This window comes from Cupriavidus basilensis OR16, assembly GCF_000243095.1.
Classification (GTDB): domain Bacteria; phylum Pseudomonadota; class Gammaproteobacteria; order Burkholderiales; family Burkholderiaceae; genus Cupriavidus; species Cupriavidus basilensis_D.
Genome location: NZ_AHJE01000076.1, coordinates 36,432 through 51,333 on the forward strand (window position 1 = coordinate 36,432; position 14,902 = coordinate 51,333).

The following is a 14,902-nucleotide window of genomic DNA, read 5'->3' on the forward strand; positions in this document are numbered from 1 at the left end:
GTCGAGCCCCACATGAGCGCCGCCCCACGTTCCGCCTCGCTTCCTCCCGCGCGCCCCTACACCCGGGCGGCCAACCTGCCCGCCCTGCTGCGCGAGCGCATCCTGATCCTGGACGGTGCCATGGGCACCATGATCCAGCGCTACAAGCTGACCGAAGCGGATTACCGCGGCGAGCGTTTCGCCGGGCACCATGTCGACGTCAAGGGCAACAACGAGCTGTTGCTGCTGAGCCGCCCGCAGGTCATCAGCGAGATCCACGAGCAGTACCTGGCTGCCGGCGCCGACCTGATCGAAACCAATACATTTGGTGCGACGGGCGTGGCGCAGGAAGACTACAAGATGGCGGACCTGGCGTACGAGATGAACGTCGTTGCCGCCAGGCTGGCGCGCGAAGCCTGCGACAAGTACAGCACGCCCGACAAGCCGCGCTTCGTGGCCGGCGCCTTCGGGCCTACGCCCAAGACCGCCAGCATCTCGCCGGACGTGAACGACCCGGGCGCGCGCAACGTGACCTTCGAGGAACTGCGCCACTCGTACTACGAGCAGGGCAAGGGCTTGCTTGAAGGCGGCGCCGACGTGTTCCTGGTGGAAACCATCTTCGACACGCTCAACGCCAAGGCCGCGCTGTTCGCCATCGACCAGCTCTTCGAGGACACCGGCGAGCGCCTGCCCGTGATGATCTCGGGCACGGTCACCGACGCCTCCGGCCGCATCCTCTCCGGCCAGACGGTGGAAGCGTTCTGGAACAGCCTGCGCCATGCCCGCCCGATCACCTTCGGCCTGAACTGCGCGCTCGGCGCCACGCTGATGCGTCCGTACATTGCCGAGCTGGCCAAGATCTGCGATGCGGCCGTATCGTGCTACCCCAATGCCGGCCTGCCCAACCCGATGAGCGATACCGGTTTCGATGAAACCCCGGAGGTCACGTCGGCGCTGGTGGAGGAGTTCGCCGCGTCCGGCCTGGTGAACCTGGTGGGCGGCTGCTGCGGCACCACGCCCGAGCACATCGCCGCCATCGCCGAGCGCGTGGCCAGCAAGAAGCCGCGCGCCTGGCCCAGCCAGTACCGCGCCGCCGCCTGAACATGCATCGCGAGCCCACAGAACAAGATCAAGCCATGACCAACGATACCCTGCCGCCGCGTCCGATGCGCCTGTCCGGCCTCGAGCCTTTCACCATCGATGAAGACACGCTCTTCGTCAACGTCGGCGAGCGTACCAACGTCACCGGCTCCAAGGCCTTCGCCCGCATGATCCTGAACGGCCAGTTCGACGAGGCGCTGGTGGTAGCCCGCCAGCAGGTCGAGAACGGCGCGCAGATCATCGACATCAACATGGACGAGGCCATGCTGGACTCCAAGGCGGCCATGGTGAGGTTCCTCAACCTGATCGCCTCCGAGCCCGATATCGCGCGCGTGCCCATCATGCTGGACTCGTCCAAGTGGGAAGTGATCGAGGCCGGCCTGAAGTGCGTGCAGGGCAAGCCCGTGGTCAACTCGATCTCGCTCAAGGAAGGCGAGGAGCAGTTCCGCCATCACGCCGAGCTGATCCGCCGCTACGGCGCGGCTTCCGTGGTGATGGCTTTCGACGAGAAGGGCCAGGCGGATACTTTCGCGCGCAAGACCGAGATCTGCAAGCGCAGCTACGACATCCTGGTCAATGAAGTCGGCTTCCCGCCCGAAGACATCATCTTCGACCCGAACATCTTCGCGGTGGCGACCGGCATCGAAGAACACAACAACTACGCGGTGGACTTCATCGAAGCCACCGCCTGGATCAAGCAGAACCTGCCGTACGCCAAGGTCAGCGGCGGCGTGTCCAACGTGTCGTTCTCGTTCCGCGGCAACGACGCGGTGCGCGAGGCCATCCACACCGTGTTCCTGTACCACGCCATCAAGGCGGGCATGGACATGGGCATCGTCAACGCCGGCCAGCTCGGCGTGTATGACCAGCTCGACCCCGAGCTGCGCGAGCGCGTGGAAGATGTAGTGCTCAACCGCCGCCAGGACGGTACCGACCGCCTGCTGGAAATCGCCGACCGCTTCAAGGGCGGCGGCGCCAAGCGCGAAGAAAACCTGCTGTGGCGCGGCACGCCGGAGAACCCGGTGCCGGTGGCCGATCGCCTGTCGCATGCCTTGGTGCATGGCCTGACCACCTTCATCGTGGAAGACACCGAGGAAGTGCGCCAGCAGGTGGAAGCACGCGGCGGCCGCACGATCGAGGTGATCGAAGGCCCGCTGATGGACGGCATGAACATCGTGGGCGACCTGTTCGGCGCCGGCAAGATGTTCCTGCCGCAGGTGGTCAAGAGCGCCCGCGTGATGAAGCAGGCCGTGGCCCACCTGCTGCCCTATATCGAAGAAGAAAAGCGCCTGCTGGCCGAGGCCGGCGGCGAAGTCAAGGCGCGCGGCAAGATCGTCATCGCCACGGTCAAGGGCGATGTGCACGACATCGGCAAGAACATCGTCTCGGTGGTGCTCCAGTGCAATAACTTCGAAGTGGTCAACATGGGCGTGATGGTCCCGTGCAACGAGATCCTGGCGCGCGCCAAGGTCGAGGGCGCGGACATCGTCGGGCTGTCCGGCCTGATCACGCCGTCGCTCGAGGAAATGGCCTACGTGGCCTCGGAGATGCAGCGCGATGACTATTTCCGCATCAAGAAGATCCCCCTGCTGATCGGCGGCGCCACCACCTCGCGCGTGCACACCGCGGTCAAGATCGCGCCGCACTACGAAGGCCCGGTGGTCTACGTGCCAGACGCCTCGCGCTCGGTCAGCGTGGCATCGAGCCTGCTGTCGGACGATGGCGCGGCCAGGTACCTGGACGAGCTGAAGACCGACTACGAGCGCATCCGCCATCAGCACGCCAACAAGAAGGCCACGCCGATGGTGTCGCTGGCGAAGGCCCGCGCCAACAAGACGCCGGTGGACTGGAGCGCCTATGTGCCGCCCAAGCCGAAATTCATCGGCCGGCGCATTTTCCGCAACTACGACCTGACGGAGCTCGCCAACTACATCGACTGGGCGCCGTTCTTCCAGACCTGGGACCTGGCCGGCAAATTCCCCGACATCCTCAATGACGAGATCGTCGGCGAATCCGCCCGCCGCGTGTTCTCGGACGGCAAGGCCATGCTGTCGCGCCTGATCCAGGGCCGCTGGCTGACCGCCAACGGCGTGCTGTCGCTGCTGCCGGCCAACACGGTCAACGACGACGATATCGAGATCTATACCGACGAGACCCGCAGCAAGGTCGCGCTGACCTGGCACAACCTGCGCCAGCAAAGCGAGCGCCCGGTGATCGACGGCGTGATGCGGCCCAACCGCTGCCTCGCGGACTTCGTCGCGCCCAAGGACAGCGGCATCGCCGACTACATCGGCGTGTTCGCCGTCACCGCCGGCATCGGCGTGGACAAGAAGGAAGCCCAGTTCGAGGCTGACCACGACGACTACAGCGCGATCATGCTGAAGTCGCTGGCCGACCGCCTGGCTGAAGCCTTCGCCGAATGCCTGCACGAACGCGTGCGCAAGGATCTGTGGGGCTACGACGCCGCCGAGGTGCTGAGCAACGAGCAATTGATCGCCGAAGGCTATCGCGGCATCCGTCCGGCCCCTGGCTATCCGGCCTGCCCGGAGCATACCGTCAAGGGCCCGATGTTCGACTATCTCAATACGGCCGAGATCGGCATGGGCATCACCGACTCGCTGGCGATGACGCCCGCGGCCTCGGTGAGCGGCTTCTACCTGGCGCATCCGGAGTCCACGTACTTCTCGGTTGGCAAGATCGGCCAGGACCAGCTCGACGACATGGTGGCGCGCCGCGGCGAAGAACGCAGCGTGCTGGAGCGCGCGCTCGCGCCAAACCTGTAACCGCTTGCATGCTGGCGCGGCCGCATTTTGTGCCGCCGCGCCGCCGCAAGCCATTGGGCAAGCAGGGAAAAGCCTCTGCACGCGCATCCATGTGCCGTTATAAGTTCTTCACCACTCCTTACAAGGCATTACATCTCCTAACAGACCGCGCGGCTCTGCGTCCCTAGACTGAGGGCTCACATCAAGTGAACACCGCAGCGAATGTTTCGCAGCGGCGCAAACTGCTAGGAGCCTCTCCATGAACAAACTGCTGATCTCCCTTTCCGCTCTCTCGATCGCTGCCGCTTCCTCGCTGGCAATGGCACAAGGAACCGGCGTTGATGCGAAGGCTGGCGCCACCGGCGCCATGGCGGCGCCCGCGATCAGCGCGCCTGCCGACAAGGGTGCAGCCGCCAGCGCGGGTGTGAACGCTGGCCTGGGCGCTTCGGCCAGCGCCGACAAGGGTGTTGACGCCAAGGCTGGCGCCGATGCCGCCACCGACACGCACGCCAAGTCGACCGCCAAGACCAAGAAGCACGGCAGCCACACCAAGACCAAGAAGGGCGAGCCGGCAACCGACGCCAGCGCGGACGCCGGTGCGGCGGCCAAGGTCCAGTAAGCCAGACCGGCAAGACCGGCATGCTGGAACACAGGGACGGGTCCACCCCGTCCCTTTTTTTATGGCGCGGCCAGCAGGGAGCGTGTCAGCCTTACACCGACAGTCGCGCGGCTTTGCAAGAACTACAATGCATTAGCCCGGCCGCGCCCGAGAGCTGGTGCTCATGCCCAGGGAGTCATCCATGATTCGCGTTTTGATCGCCGACGATCACCAGATCGTGCGCGCCGGTCTGCGGCAGTTTATTTCCGACGAGCCTGATATCCAGGTGGAAGGGGAAGCTGCCAGCGGCGACGAAGTCATGACTCGGCTGCGCGAACTCGAGTTCGATGTCGTGGTGCTCGATATCTCCATGCCCGACCGCAACGGCATCGACGTGCTCAAGCTGCTGCGCCAGCGCCATCCCGACCTGCCGGTGCTGATTCTCTCCACCTACCCGGAAGACCAGTACGCCATCAACCTGATCCGCGCGGGCGCTTCCGGCTACCTGACCAAGGAAAGCGCGCCCGATGATCTCGTCAAGGCCATCCGCACCGTGGCCCAGGGCCGGCGCTATGTCAGCGCAAACGTGGCGGACCTGCTCATCGGCGGGCTGGACAAGCCCACCAACCAGCCGCTGCACCAGACCTTGTCCAAGCGTGAGTTCCAGATCTTCTGCAAGCTCTCGCGCGGGCAGTCGGTCTCGGTGATCGCCGAGGAGCTGTTCCTGAGCGTCAAGACGGTCAGCACGTATCGCTCGCGCATCCTGGAAAAGATGGGCATGAAGACCAATGCCGACCTGACCTACTACGCGATCAAGAACGGCCTGGTGGAGTAGGCGCGGCAAGGGCAAAGCCGCAATGCGCGGCATTCTGCCTCGTTTGCCTGACGCTGCTGTAGGACGGACGCCGATAGTCTCCCTCCATACTCTGTTGCTACCATGGAATCATGTCGGATCAAGCTGCGGCCCCTTCGAATCGAGCGCTGCGGGTCCTTCTAATCGAGGACTCAGCGGTGCTGCGGGGTATGTTGCTTGAGTACCTGAACGCGTTTCCGTTTATAGAAGTCGTGGATTGGGCGGATACCGAAAGCACCGCGCTGCGCCTCTGCCAGGCGGGCAAGTACGAGGTCGTCATCGTCGACCTGCAGTTGCGGCAAGGCAACGGGATCAATGTACTGCGCGCCTTGCAGAAAACCGAGGTGTCGGGCATCCGCATCGTGTACACCAATCATGCCCAGGTACCTACCTACCGGCGGCAGTGCGCCGAGGCCGGCGCGGACTATTTCTTTGACAAGTCGCTCGAGCTGGAGCAGGTGTTCCGGGTGATCGAGGAGTATGCGCGGGCAGGTCGCTGAATCCGCATCGACGACCGTGTCAACCTAGAGCAAGGAGAGAATCATGAGGAAGCTGATGGCGCTGTGTGCCCTGGCAGGCATGGTCCTGGTAGCCGGTTGCAACACAATGGCCGGTGCCGGCAAGGACATCGAGAAGGGTGGCGAGAAAATGCAGGGCGCCGCCGAAAGCGCCAAGCAGAAGATGTAAGGTGCCAACTGCGGTGCCGGTAGCGCGGCAGGCTGACAAAATGAAAGGAAAGGGGCTCCCGTCGAGCCCCTTTCCTTTTCTCGGCGTCTCAGCCTCTCGTCTCAGCCTCTCAGCTGACCGGCGGCGTGCTGTTGGGCTCGTCCTGTGGCTGCTCGCCGGGGTCGCCCAAACCGTCCAGCCCGTCATTTTCGTCTCGCGGCGGCGCCACGATGGCGTCGGTGAGCGGCACCTTCACCCGGATGGTGACGCCGGCGCCGGGTTCCGATTGGAGCTCCAGCGTGCCACCCAGGGCGATTACGCGCTGCTCCATCCCCAGCAGGCCATGGTGCCCCACCGAGCGGCGCGATTCGTAGTCCGGCGGCAGCCCGCGCCCGTTATCGCTGATTGCCAGCAAGAGCACGCCGTCGGCGCAATCGAGCTTGATGGACACGCGCTTGGCTTCGGCGTACTTGCTGGCGTTGGTGAGCGACTCCTGCACGATGCGGTAAAGCGCGATGGCCGCGTCGTCGCGCAGCGGTGGCACCGTCTCCACCAGCTGCACATCCGCCTCCCACTGGTTGCGCGTGGCCACTTCCTCCACCAACTGGCCAATGGCTTCCTTCAGTCCCAGATTAAGCAGCACGGTGGGCCGCAGGTCCTCGATCAGGCGGCGCTTGATCTGGATTCCCTGGTCCACATGCAGCATCACGCGGGTGAGCTTTTCCGCCACGTCCGGATGCGTGTCCTGGATGCGGCGTCGCACCCAGTGCATGTCGAGCTTGGAGGCGGTCAGGATGGCACCCAGTTCGTCGTGCAGCTCGCGTGCCAGCCGCGTCTTCTCATCCTCGGTCACGCGCTGCAGGTGGGAGGCCAGCGCGGACAGCTGGCGCGTGCGCGAGCGCACCATGTTATCCAGGCGCGCGCTTTCTTCTTCGAGCTCGCTGCGCGCGGCCTCCGAATCGGCCATGCGTCGCGAATGCCGCAAGCCCACCACGATCAGCAGCACGATATTGACGGCGGTCAGCAGGCCGATACCGTAGCGCGACAGCGCGAGATCGCGGTCGGCGTACTCCAGGCTTCGCGACACCGATGCGGCCTCGCGCTGGAGCAAGGCTTCCAGCCCGCGCCGCGCGTTGTCCATGGTCTGCTTGCCAAAGTCCGTGCGTACCAGGTCGAGCGCCACCTCGACGTCGCGCTTGCCATAGATCAGCGTCAGGTCCATCTCGGTCAGCTTGCGGTTGACGGCGGTGGAGGCCTGGGTGAACACCTTGAGCGCCTCCGGGTCGTCCGCATAGCGGTTGCGCAGCGTGCTCAACAGCGCATTGATGCGTGGCACGGCCTGGTAGTACGGCTGGAGGTAGCTTTCCTTGCCGGTCAGCAGGAAGCCGCGCTGGCCGGCTTCGGCGTTGACCAGTTCGCCGAGCAGGGAGGTGATCTGGCCCTGGACCTGCTGCGACTGGATGACCTGCGTATAGCCCTGGCGCAAGCGGATGTTGCCCGCCTCGGAGGCGATCAGCACCGCCACGGTAAGCACGATGCCGCCCGCCAGGAGCAAGGTCGAGCGCAACAGTGACTGCGTGAACATGTTCATTTCCCGATATCGGATGCCTGGCGCGACACGCACCCTCTCGGCGTCGATGGAAGCACATTGACGCTCCCCGGTCAACCTGCTGCCCGCAGGCATGGCCCGCTAGGCCGCGCCGGCGCTAGCGCTGTAGGAATCGGCTGACAAGCGAATCGGTGCGGCTGCGGTGTCCGCGGGGAGGTCCGCTTTCTACCATGGTTCCATGAGCTTGCGCGCCGTTGCGCCAAGCCAGCTCGGGAAGAGGGAGAACGTCAATGCTGAAATGGGCGCTGATTCTTGCAGTGGTTTCCGTGGTCGCCGGCTTGCTGGGATTCACAGGTATTGCTGCCGGCGCGGCTGGCATTGCCAAGATCCTGTTCTTCATCTTCCTGGTGCTGTTCGTGCTGTTCCTTGTCCTGGGCGTGACCGTGTTCAAGGGGGTGAAATGGCCATAGCCATCGGTCCACCGGGCCACCGCCAGCCCAATCCACTTTGGGAGCTATCGCCATGTTGCACTATGCACTCGTGTTTTTTGTCATCGCCCTGATCGCCGCGGTATTTGGCTTTGGGGGGGGGGCATCGCGGCAGGCGCGGTGGAGATTGCCAAGATGCTGTTCTTCATCTTCCTGGTGGTTGCGCTGGTGACCTTCGTGATCAGCCTGGTCAGGCGCTAGGTGTCAGGCGCGGCGCGCCCTGGCACCTAGCTAGCACGAACCCAGTCACAGCGTGTCAACAGACGAAACGGAGATAAGCCGATGCTGACCAACAATCCGAAGATCCGAAAAGAAGTGAATCACCTGACTGATCAGGCCGAAAGCACGGTGCGGCAGATCCGGCATGCCGTGCGCGATACGCGTGGCGCCGCCCGCGAAGCCGCCGGGCCAGTGGCCGGCGAGGTCGGGGCACTGATCGCCCAGCTCGAGCAAACCATGGAAGTGCTGGGGCGCGAAGGTTCGTCCGAGGCCGTGCAAGCCGGGCGCCGGTTGCAGGACCGCTCACGCGCGCTGGCCGACCAACTCAAGAGCCGTGCCCGCGAGCGTGTCGGCTACGCCGTGCACGGCGTGCAGCAGCGCGTGGTGGCGTCGCCATTGACGGCGCTCGGCATCGCGGCGGCGGCGGGCGCTTTCGTCGCCTTGCTGCTGGCGGCTAACGGACGCGCCCGCGGCGATTGACCGAGGCATTGAGCCCGACCCAATGGAAGAACACGCCGACGCGCTCGCGGACATGCTGGACAAAGCCTGGCGCTACGGCGCCAGCCTTGCTGGCAATGCTGCGCGCGTCTCACTAATCACATTTTCCGCGCCCTGAAACACCATTCCTTCCCCTTTCGGATCCCCTCCCTGATCCGGCACGCCCGGCCCGAAACATCGGCCGGGTATTTTTTTTGCGGAGGGGCGAGCAAGCAGGGGAACGGAAACCAGGCGGGCCGGAAAGCGGGGGGGCCGAAAAAGCGGGGGCGAAAAAGCCGGACAAGAAGCAGGGAGTGAAAAACGGAGGAGCGGAAGGGCCGGCAAGGCAGCCGGCTGGCTACCTTGCTTTCTATTTTCTATCTACGCGGACTCGGCGCGCTGCCTACACCCCCCACATCACCTCGGTGTTCTCGCGCTGGGATGCGCGCAGCATGTCGAGGAAGGGGTAGGCGCGCTGGCCCAGGTGCAGCGGCTCTTCCTCGTCCTCTTCATACTTGCCGGGGTGGACCGATGATTCCGCCGGGTGCACCTTCTTGGTATCCGTCACCGCGGCTTCCAGCTTATGGATGCAGCGGGGCAGTTCCTCGGTGGTGATCACGCCGCGCTCTCCCAGGTGCTTGCCGATAATCCCCAGGAGCGTGACGGCAAGGTCCCTCATCATGATGAGGTCTTGCGCCGCGTGGGATTTGAAGGTAATCAGCATGATATTTCCTTTCCTTGGCGTACAGCGAAGTACATGGGCGAAAACCATGGCCGCGCGGCTTGTCCCGGCACAGGGCAAGGGACTCGCAACAGCCGGTTTTGGGCTTGCTGCATGATGTCAGCATAGCACCTGATAAAATTCTGCGTTCTGCAATTCATTGCCTGCCACGCGGCGCGGCCTCCACATGCCGCCCGTGACGGTGCCGCCGCGGCAGAACCGCCGCGACGGCACCAGACAACCGCCTCAGGGCCACGACATCCATGCTGCCAGTTCAGACCACCAATCTTGCCGCTGCGTTCAATGACGCGGTGCGCGCAATCGCCCCGGCCGACGCCGCCCTGCCCGACGCCGTCTTCGAGCGTCCCAAGGTCGCCGCCCACGGCGACCTGGCCTGCAATCTCGCCATGCAGGTTGCCCGCACGCTCAAGCGCAACCCGCGGGAACTGGCCCAGCAGATCGTCGATGCGGTCAAGGCCGACGCGCGTACCGCCGGGCTGGTGGCTGCCCTGGAAATCGCCGGCCCCGGCTTTATCAACCTGCGCCTGACGCCGGCCGCCAAGGCCGACGTGCTGCGCGCGGTGCTGGAGCAGGGCAACCGTTACGGCGCCAAGGAGCAGGGCGTGCACGGCAAGGTGCTGGTCGAGTTCGTCTCCGCCAACCCGACCGGCCCGCTGCACGTCGGCCACGGCCGCCAGGCGGCACTGGGCGATGCGCTGGCCAACCTGCTGGACTGGCAGGGCTTTGCCGTGCATCGCGAGTTCTATTACAACGACGCCGGCGTGCAGATCCAGACCCTGGCCGTTTCGGTGCAGGCACGCGCGCGTGGTTTCAAGCCGGGTGACGCCGCCTGGCCGGAATCGGCCTACAACGGCGACTACATCGCCGACATCGCCGCCGACTTCCTGGCTGGCAAGACCGTGCGCGCCTCCGACGGCGACGCCGTGACGGCCTCCGGTGACATCGAAGACATCGAATCGATCCGCAAGTTCGCCGTGGCCTACCTGCGCAACGAGCAGGACATCGACCTGCGGGCCTTCGGCGTCAAGTTCGACCGCTACTACCTGGAATCCTCGCTGTACAGCGACGGCCGCGTCGAGGCCGCAGTGCAGTCGCTGGTGGCCAAGGGCAAGACCTACGAGAACGAGGGCGCGCTGTGGCTGCGCACTACCGACGAAGGCGACGACAAGGACCGCGTCATGCGCAAGGGCGACGGCACCTACACGTACTTCGTGCCGGACGTGGCCTACCACACCAGCAAGTGGGAGCGCGGCTTCGCCAAGGTCATCAACGTGCAGGGCAGCGACCACCACGGCACCATCGCGCGCGTGCGCGCCGGCCTGCAAGGGCTGGACATCGGCATCCCCAACGGCTACCCCGACTACATCCTGCACAAGATGGTCACCGTCATGAAGAATGGCGAGGAGGTCAAGATCTCCAAGCGCGCCGGCTCCTACGTGACCGTGCGCGACCTGATCGAATGGAGCAACGGCGCGGAAGGCGGCGAGACCATCCGCGGCTGCCTGGAAGCCGGCGTGGCCGACTGGCCCGCGCACTTCACCCGTGGGCGCGACGCCGTGCGCTTTTTCCTGCTGTCGCGCAAGGCCGATACGGAATTCATCTTCGACGTCGACCTGGCCCTCAAGCAGAACGACGAGAACCCGGTGTATTACGTGCAGTACGCCCATGCCCGCATCTGCTCGATCTTCGAATCCTGGGGCGGTGCGGACTGGGAGGCCAAGCTGCCCGCCCTGGCAGGCATCGACCTGGCGCCCGTGACCGGCGCCGGCGCCACCCCGCAGGCACTCGCGCTGGGCCAGCGCCTGGCCGATTTCCCGGACATGCTGGCGGCGGCGGCGACGGAACTGGCGCCGCATGCGGTCGCCTTTTACCTGCGCGACCTGGCGGGCGATTTCCATGCCTTCTACAACTCCGACCGCGTGCTGGTGGATGACGAGGCGGTCAAGCTGGCTCGCCTGGCGATGCTGGCCGCCACCCGCCAGGTGCTGCGCAACGGGCTGGCGGTGATCGGTGTCTCTGCGCCGCAGCGCATGTAAGCCATGCCGGTGCCGTGCCGGGGGCAAGCCCCGGCACGGCACGCGTATCGCCCAGACCACAGACAGTAATGCCGGGATCGGCGCAGGCTCTATAATCGCGCCATCACGCTAGAGGAATTCATGCAACAGCAACGCAAGCGCACCCCGCGCAATGCCAGCCGCGCCCCGCAGCGCGGAGGTACGTTCCTGGGACTGGTGCTGGGCCTGATCGTCGGCCTGGCGATCGCAGTAGTGGTCGCCCTGTACATCACCAAGTCGCCGGCGCCGTTCCAGCAAAAGGGCGCGCAGAAGCCGGCCGAGCCCGGCAATGTCGTCAGCAACCTGCCCGCTCCGGCGCAGGAAGCCCCGAGCGATCCCAACAAGCCGCTGTGGAGCAAGACGCCGGCCAAGCCCGTCGGGCCAGCCGCCGAGCCCGAGCAGCCCGCCGGCCCGGCGCCGACGACAGTGAAACCGGCCGAGCGTCAGCCGCCGGTAGCCGTCAACCGGCCCGCGGAACGCCCCATCGAGAAGCCCGCTGAAAGGCCCGTGGACAAGCCTGCGGACAAGCCGGTCGACAAGCCCGCGCAGAAACCGGCGGAAAAGCCAGCCGAGAAGCCGGCCGAGAAGCCCGTCGCCGACCCGATCGCCGAGATCGCTCAGGCCGATGCCAACAAGGTCGGCTACCTGCTGCAGGTAGGCGCCTTCCGCTCGCAGGACGACGCCGATCGCCAGAAGGCCAACCTGGCCATGCAGGGGTTCGAAGCCAAGGTTACCGAGCGCGACGTCAACGGCGTCAAGCTCTATCGCGTGCGCCTGGGGCCGTTCAACAAGATTGACGACATGAACCGTTCGCGCGACCGGCTGCAGGCGTCGGGCTTCGAAGCTTCGGTCATCCGCTTTACCAAGCAGTAACAACCCGGTGCGATCCGCTGAACCGGATCGCACCGCCGCTGTCATACGCTAATTGCCCATTCTCGAAAGCCGCGCCACATGAAGAAACTCGCCGCCTTGTTCGCCACGCTGGTCGCTGTGACCGGCTTCCTGATGACCGTGCCCGCCCAGGCCGCCGCGCCCACCTCGGGCAAGGAATACCAGGTCCTGAAAGCGCCGCAGCCCGTCGCGCCGGGCAAGATCGAAGTCACCGAGTTCTTCTGGTACGGCTGCCCGCACTGCTTTGACTTCGAGCCCGAGCTCGAGGCCTGGGTAGGCAAGCAGGGCAAGGATGTCATCTTCAAGCGCGTGCCGGTTGCCTTCCGCGACGACCTGCTGCCGCACACCAAGATCTTCTACGCGCTGGAAGCCATCGGCAAGCTGGACGCCATGCACACCAAGGTCTTCAACGCCATTCACGTCGACCGCAAGCGCATGCTGGACCCGAATGAGATCGCCGACTTCATGGCCAAGAACGGCATCGACCGCAAGGCCTTCCTCGACGCCTACAACTCGTTCTCGGTGACCACCAACTCGCAACGTGCCAACAAGATCGCGGACGCCTACAAGATCGACGGCGTGCCGACCATCGTGGTACAGGGCAAGTACGTGACCTCGCCGTCCATCGCCGGCACCAAGGGCACGGCCATCCAGACCATGGATTACCTGGTCAGCCAGGTGCGGGACAAGAAGATGTAATTCCCGGGCTGCGGCCGCCAGCCTTGCGGCTCGCCATGTGCGAGCCAGCTGACGGCCACCGGCGGTCGACCGGCACCGCCGGCGCCGGCGTGGCGCCGCGGTGTCCGGCGCGCACCAGGGCGGGTCGGTCGGCATGAACCATGTTGCGCTTACCCCTGGACCCTCCCGATGCGAGCACAGAAAGTCTTCCTTACCGGCGCGTCGAGCGGACTCTGCGGACGTGCGCGAAGCCGACGCCATGCAGCGGGCCGCCCAGGATTTCCTCGATCATTTTGGTTGCCCCGATGTGGTGATCGCCAATGCCGGCGTGTCGGTGGGGACCGTCGCCAGCGAGCGCGAGGACCTCGAAGCCTTCCGCATGGTGATGGACACCAACTGGTTCGGCGTGCTCACCACCTTCCAGCCCTTCATGCAGCCCATGCGCGAGCGTGATCCGGGCACCGGCGGCTGGCGCGGCACGCTGGTCGGCATCGCCAGCGTGGCCGGCGTGCGCGGCCTGCCGGGCGGGGGCGCCTACAGCGCCTCCAAGTCCGCCGTGATCAAGCTGCTGGAGAGCCTGCGCCTGGAACAGCGCCGCGAACGCATCCGCGTGGTCACCATCGCGCCCGGCTACATCCGCACGCCGATGACCGAGCACAACCCTTATCGCATGCCTTTCCTGATGGACGCCGACGTATTCGCCCGCAAGGCGGTGCGTGCTATTGCCGCAGGGCGCCGCTTCGCGGTGGTCCCGTGGCAGATGGGCGTGGTCGCCTCCATCCTGCACCTGATGCCGCGCTGGCTCTACGACGCGATCTTCTCCCGCGCGCCGCGCAAGCCGCGCAGCCAGCGAGGTAGCCAGGACAACCAGCCATGAGCTGGCAGGACGCGACCGGCGTCCTGCATCGCCCGGCCACGGGCGAGGTACGCATTGCCTCGCTGGTGCCCTCCGTCACCGAGCTGCTGTTTGCGCTCGGGCTGGGGCCGCTGATGGTCGCGCGCACCGGCTTTTGCATCCATCCCCAGCCCGCCGTGCGCGCCGTTGCCAAGGTGGGCGGCACCAAGGACGTCAATCTTGAGCGCCTGCGGGCATTGGCGCCCACGCACGTGGTGGTCAACATCGACGAGAACCGGCGCGAGACGGTGGACGAGATCCGCGCGTTTGTACCGCATGTGATCGTCACGCACCCCTGCGCACCCGAGGACAACCTGGCGCTCTACCGGCTGCTTGGAGGCGTCTTCGGCCGCCTTGCGCAGGCTGAGCCGCTATGCGAGGCGCTGAATGCCGAACTGGCGCAGGTGCGTTCCCGGCAGTGGCCCGCGCGCAAGGTGCTGTATGCGATCTGGCAGGATCCGTGGATGACAGTGTCGCGCGATACCTATATTAGCCAGATGCTGGCACTGGTTAACTGGCAGACGTGGCCTTCGGCGCAGGCTATGCCGCAAGCTTGTGCCGATGGCGATTGCAGCCGGCCGAATACGCCGCAGACGCGGTATCCGAGCTTCCGGTGGAGCGATGCGCTGGTGCGGGAGATTGACCTTGTCCTGCTCTCCAGCGAGCCCTATCGGTTTACCGAGGCGCATGTCGATGCGCTGGAGCGGCAGATTGGGAAGGAGGTCCTGCTGATCGATGGGGAGATGGTTTCGTGGTATGGGAGCCGGGCTGTGAACGGGGTACGGTATTTGGCGGGGTTTGCGGGGGGAGTTTAGTGGGTGTGGGTGTAACTTCAGCTGCAACTTCAGCTTCAACGGCTTAAGGTCAAAGACAACTTCAACGGCAGTTTCACCCCCCCTGCGGGGCGGCGACCTACTTTCTTGTCTCGCGGCGTGTGTCAAGGTAGTTGT

At 65.3% G+C, this 14,902-nt stretch carries 15 protein-coding genes and 1 pseudogene; 14 read left to right on the forward strand and 2 right to left on the reverse strand.

Translation table 11 applies throughout. From position 1 onward, the window contains the following. Positions 1-12 precede the first annotated feature (12 nt). The 6 genes from OR16_RS26040 (at position 13) to OR16_RS26065 (ending at position 5,980) form a co-directional block, all read left to right on the forward strand. Entirely contained in the window at positions 13-1,080 is a 1,068-nt protein-coding gene (locus OR16_RS26040) for a homocysteine S-methyltransferase family protein (RefSeq protein WP_006161305.1), read from the forward strand. 35 nt (positions 1,081-1,115) lie between these two features. Beyond that, entirely contained in the window at positions 1,116-3,863 is a 2,748-nt protein-coding gene (gene metH, locus OR16_RS26045; protein WP_006161306.1) for a methionine synthase, read from the forward strand. A 238-nt stretch (positions 3,864-4,101) separates the two neighbouring features. Next, positions 4,102-4,461: a hypothetical protein gene (locus OR16_RS26050; RefSeq protein ID WP_006161307.1), complete on the forward strand. Its 360-nt coding sequence runs from the start codon at positions 4,102-4,104 to the stop codon at positions 4,459-4,461. 181 nt (positions 4,462-4,642) lie between these two features. Further along, positions 4,643-5,275 carry a response regulator gene (locus OR16_RS26055; protein ID WP_006161308.1) on the forward strand — a complete coding sequence of 211 codons (633 nt, stop codon included), beginning with the start codon at positions 4,643-4,645 and terminating at the stop codon, positions 5,273-5,275. A 110-nt stretch (positions 5,276-5,385) separates the two neighbouring features. Continuing rightward, entirely contained in the window at positions 5,386-5,793 is a 408-nt protein-coding gene (locus OR16_RS26060) for a response regulator (protein WP_043421142.1), read from the forward strand. 43 nt (positions 5,794-5,836) lie between these two features. Further along, on the forward strand, positions 5,837-5,980 hold the full coding sequence (locus tag OR16_RS26065; RefSeq protein ID WP_006161310.1) for an entericidin A/B family lipoprotein: 144 nt from the start codon (positions 5,837-5,839) through the stop codon (positions 5,978-5,980). A 109-nt stretch (positions 5,981-6,089) separates the two neighbouring features. Here the strand turns inward: OR16_RS26065 and OR16_RS26070 are convergent, their stop codons facing one another. Beyond that, entirely contained in the window at positions 6,090-7,544 is a 1,455-nt protein-coding gene (locus OR16_RS26070; RefSeq protein WP_006161311.1) for a CHASE3 domain-containing protein, read from the reverse strand. A 254-nt stretch (positions 7,545-7,798) separates the two neighbouring features. Here OR16_RS26070 and OR16_RS26075 point away from each other — a divergent pair, with 254 nt between their 5' ends. From OR16_RS26075 to OR16_RS26085, 3 genes and pseudogenes are all read left to right on the forward strand, one after another. Continuing rightward, a complete protein-coding gene (locus OR16_RS26075) occupies positions 7,799-7,978 on the forward strand; it encodes a DUF1328 family protein (protein WP_006161312.1) in 180 nt (59 codons plus the stop codon). A gap of 52 nt (positions 7,979-8,030) precedes the next feature. Beyond that, a pseudogene (locus tag OR16_RS41820) lies at positions 8,031-8,197 on the forward strand (DUF1328 domain-containing protein). A gap of 81 nt (positions 8,198-8,278) precedes the next feature. After that, positions 8,279-8,695 carry a hypothetical protein gene (locus OR16_RS26085; RefSeq protein WP_006161313.1) on the forward strand — a complete coding sequence of 139 codons (417 nt, stop codon included), beginning with the start codon at positions 8,279-8,281 and terminating at the stop codon, positions 8,693-8,695. Between the two features lie 400 nt (positions 8,696-9,095). Here OR16_RS26085 and OR16_RS26090 read toward each other — a convergent pair whose 3' ends face one another. After that, positions 9,096-9,416 (reverse strand): DUF1840 domain-containing protein, encoded by a 321-nt coding sequence (locus tag OR16_RS26090; RefSeq protein WP_006161314.1) that lies wholly within the window; start codon positions 9,414-9,416, stop codon positions 9,096-9,098. Between the two features lie 260 nt (positions 9,417-9,676). On the opposite strand from OR16_RS26090, the gene argS reads away from it, so the two are divergent. The 5 genes from argS (at position 9,677) to OR16_RS26115 (ending at position 14,767) form a co-directional block, all read left to right on the forward strand. Beyond that, positions 9,677-11,470 carry an arginine--tRNA ligase gene (argS, locus tag OR16_RS26095; protein WP_006161315.1) on the forward strand — a complete coding sequence of 598 codons (1,794 nt, stop codon included), beginning with the start codon at positions 9,677-9,679 and terminating at the stop codon, positions 11,468-11,470. 120 nt (positions 11,471-11,590) lie between these two features. Continuing rightward, positions 11,591-12,361, forward strand: coding sequence for an SPOR domain-containing protein (locus OR16_RS26100; RefSeq protein ID WP_006161316.1), 771 nt, complete (start codon positions 11,591-11,593; stop codon positions 12,359-12,361). Between the two features lie 78 nt (positions 12,362-12,439). Continuing rightward, the gene (locus OR16_RS26105) at positions 12,440-13,078 is read left to right on the forward strand and encodes a thiol:disulfide interchange protein DsbA/DsbL (protein WP_006161317.1); all 639 of its coding nucleotides are present in this window, start codon (positions 12,440-12,442) and stop codon (positions 13,076-13,078) included. 100 nt (positions 13,079-13,178) lie between these two features. Beyond that, positions 13,179-13,934 (forward strand): SDR family oxidoreductase, encoded by a 756-nt coding sequence (locus OR16_RS26110; protein WP_081488887.1) that lies wholly within the window; start codon positions 13,179-13,181, stop codon positions 13,932-13,934. After that, a complete protein-coding gene (locus OR16_RS26115) occupies positions 13,931-14,767 on the forward strand; it encodes a helical backbone metal receptor (protein WP_006161319.1) in 837 nt (278 codons plus the stop codon). The genes OR16_RS26110 and OR16_RS26115 overlap by 4 nt, the downstream gene beginning before the upstream one ends. Positions 14,768-14,902: the final 135 nt, after the last annotated feature.

Coding starts and splice junctions, on each gene's coding strand:
- OR16_RS26105 (WP_006161317.1), top strand. CDS start 12,440: ATGAAGAAACTCGCCGCCTTGTTCGCCACGCTGGTCGCTGTGACCGGC.
- metH (WP_006161306.1), top strand. CDS start 1,116: ATGACCAACGATACCCTGCCGCCGCGTCCGATGCGCCTGTCCGGCCTC.
- OR16_RS26115 (WP_006161319.1), top strand. CDS start 13,931: ATGAGCTGGCAGGACGCGACCGGCGTCCTGCATCGCCCGGCCACGGGC.
- argS (WP_006161315.1), top strand. CDS start 9,677: ATGCTGCCAGTTCAGACCACCAATCTTGCCGCTGCGTTCAATGACGCG.
- OR16_RS26040 (WP_006161305.1), top strand. CDS start 13: ATGAGCGCCGCCCCACGTTCCGCCTCGCTTCCTCCCGCGCGCCCCTAC.
- OR16_RS26090 (WP_006161314.1), bottom strand. CDS start 9,416: ATGCTGATTACCTTCAAATCCCACGCGGCGCAAGACCTCATCATGATG.
- OR16_RS26065 (WP_006161310.1), top strand. CDS start 5,837: ATGAGGAAGCTGATGGCGCTGTGTGCCCTGGCAGGCATGGTCCTGGTA.
- OR16_RS26085 (WP_006161313.1), top strand. CDS start 8,279: ATGCTGACCAACAATCCGAAGATCCGAAAAGAAGTGAATCACCTGACT.
- OR16_RS26060 (WP_043421142.1), top strand. CDS start 5,386: ATGTCGGATCAAGCTGCGGCCCCTTCGAATCGAGCGCTGCGGGTCCTT.
- OR16_RS26050 (WP_006161307.1), top strand. CDS start 4,102: ATGAACAAACTGCTGATCTCCCTTTCCGCTCTCTCGATCGCTGCCGCT.
- OR16_RS26070 (WP_006161311.1), bottom strand. CDS start 7,544: ATGTTCACGCAGTCACTGTTGCGCTCGACCTTGCTCCTGGCGGGCGGC.
- OR16_RS26055 (WP_006161308.1), top strand. CDS start 4,643: ATGATTCGCGTTTTGATCGCCGACGATCACCAGATCGTGCGCGCCGGT.
- OR16_RS26075 (WP_006161312.1), top strand. CDS start 7,799: ATGCTGAAATGGGCGCTGATTCTTGCAGTGGTTTCCGTGGTCGCCGGC.
- OR16_RS26100 (WP_006161316.1), top strand. CDS start 11,591: ATGCAACAGCAACGCAAGCGCACCCCGCGCAATGCCAGCCGCGCCCCG.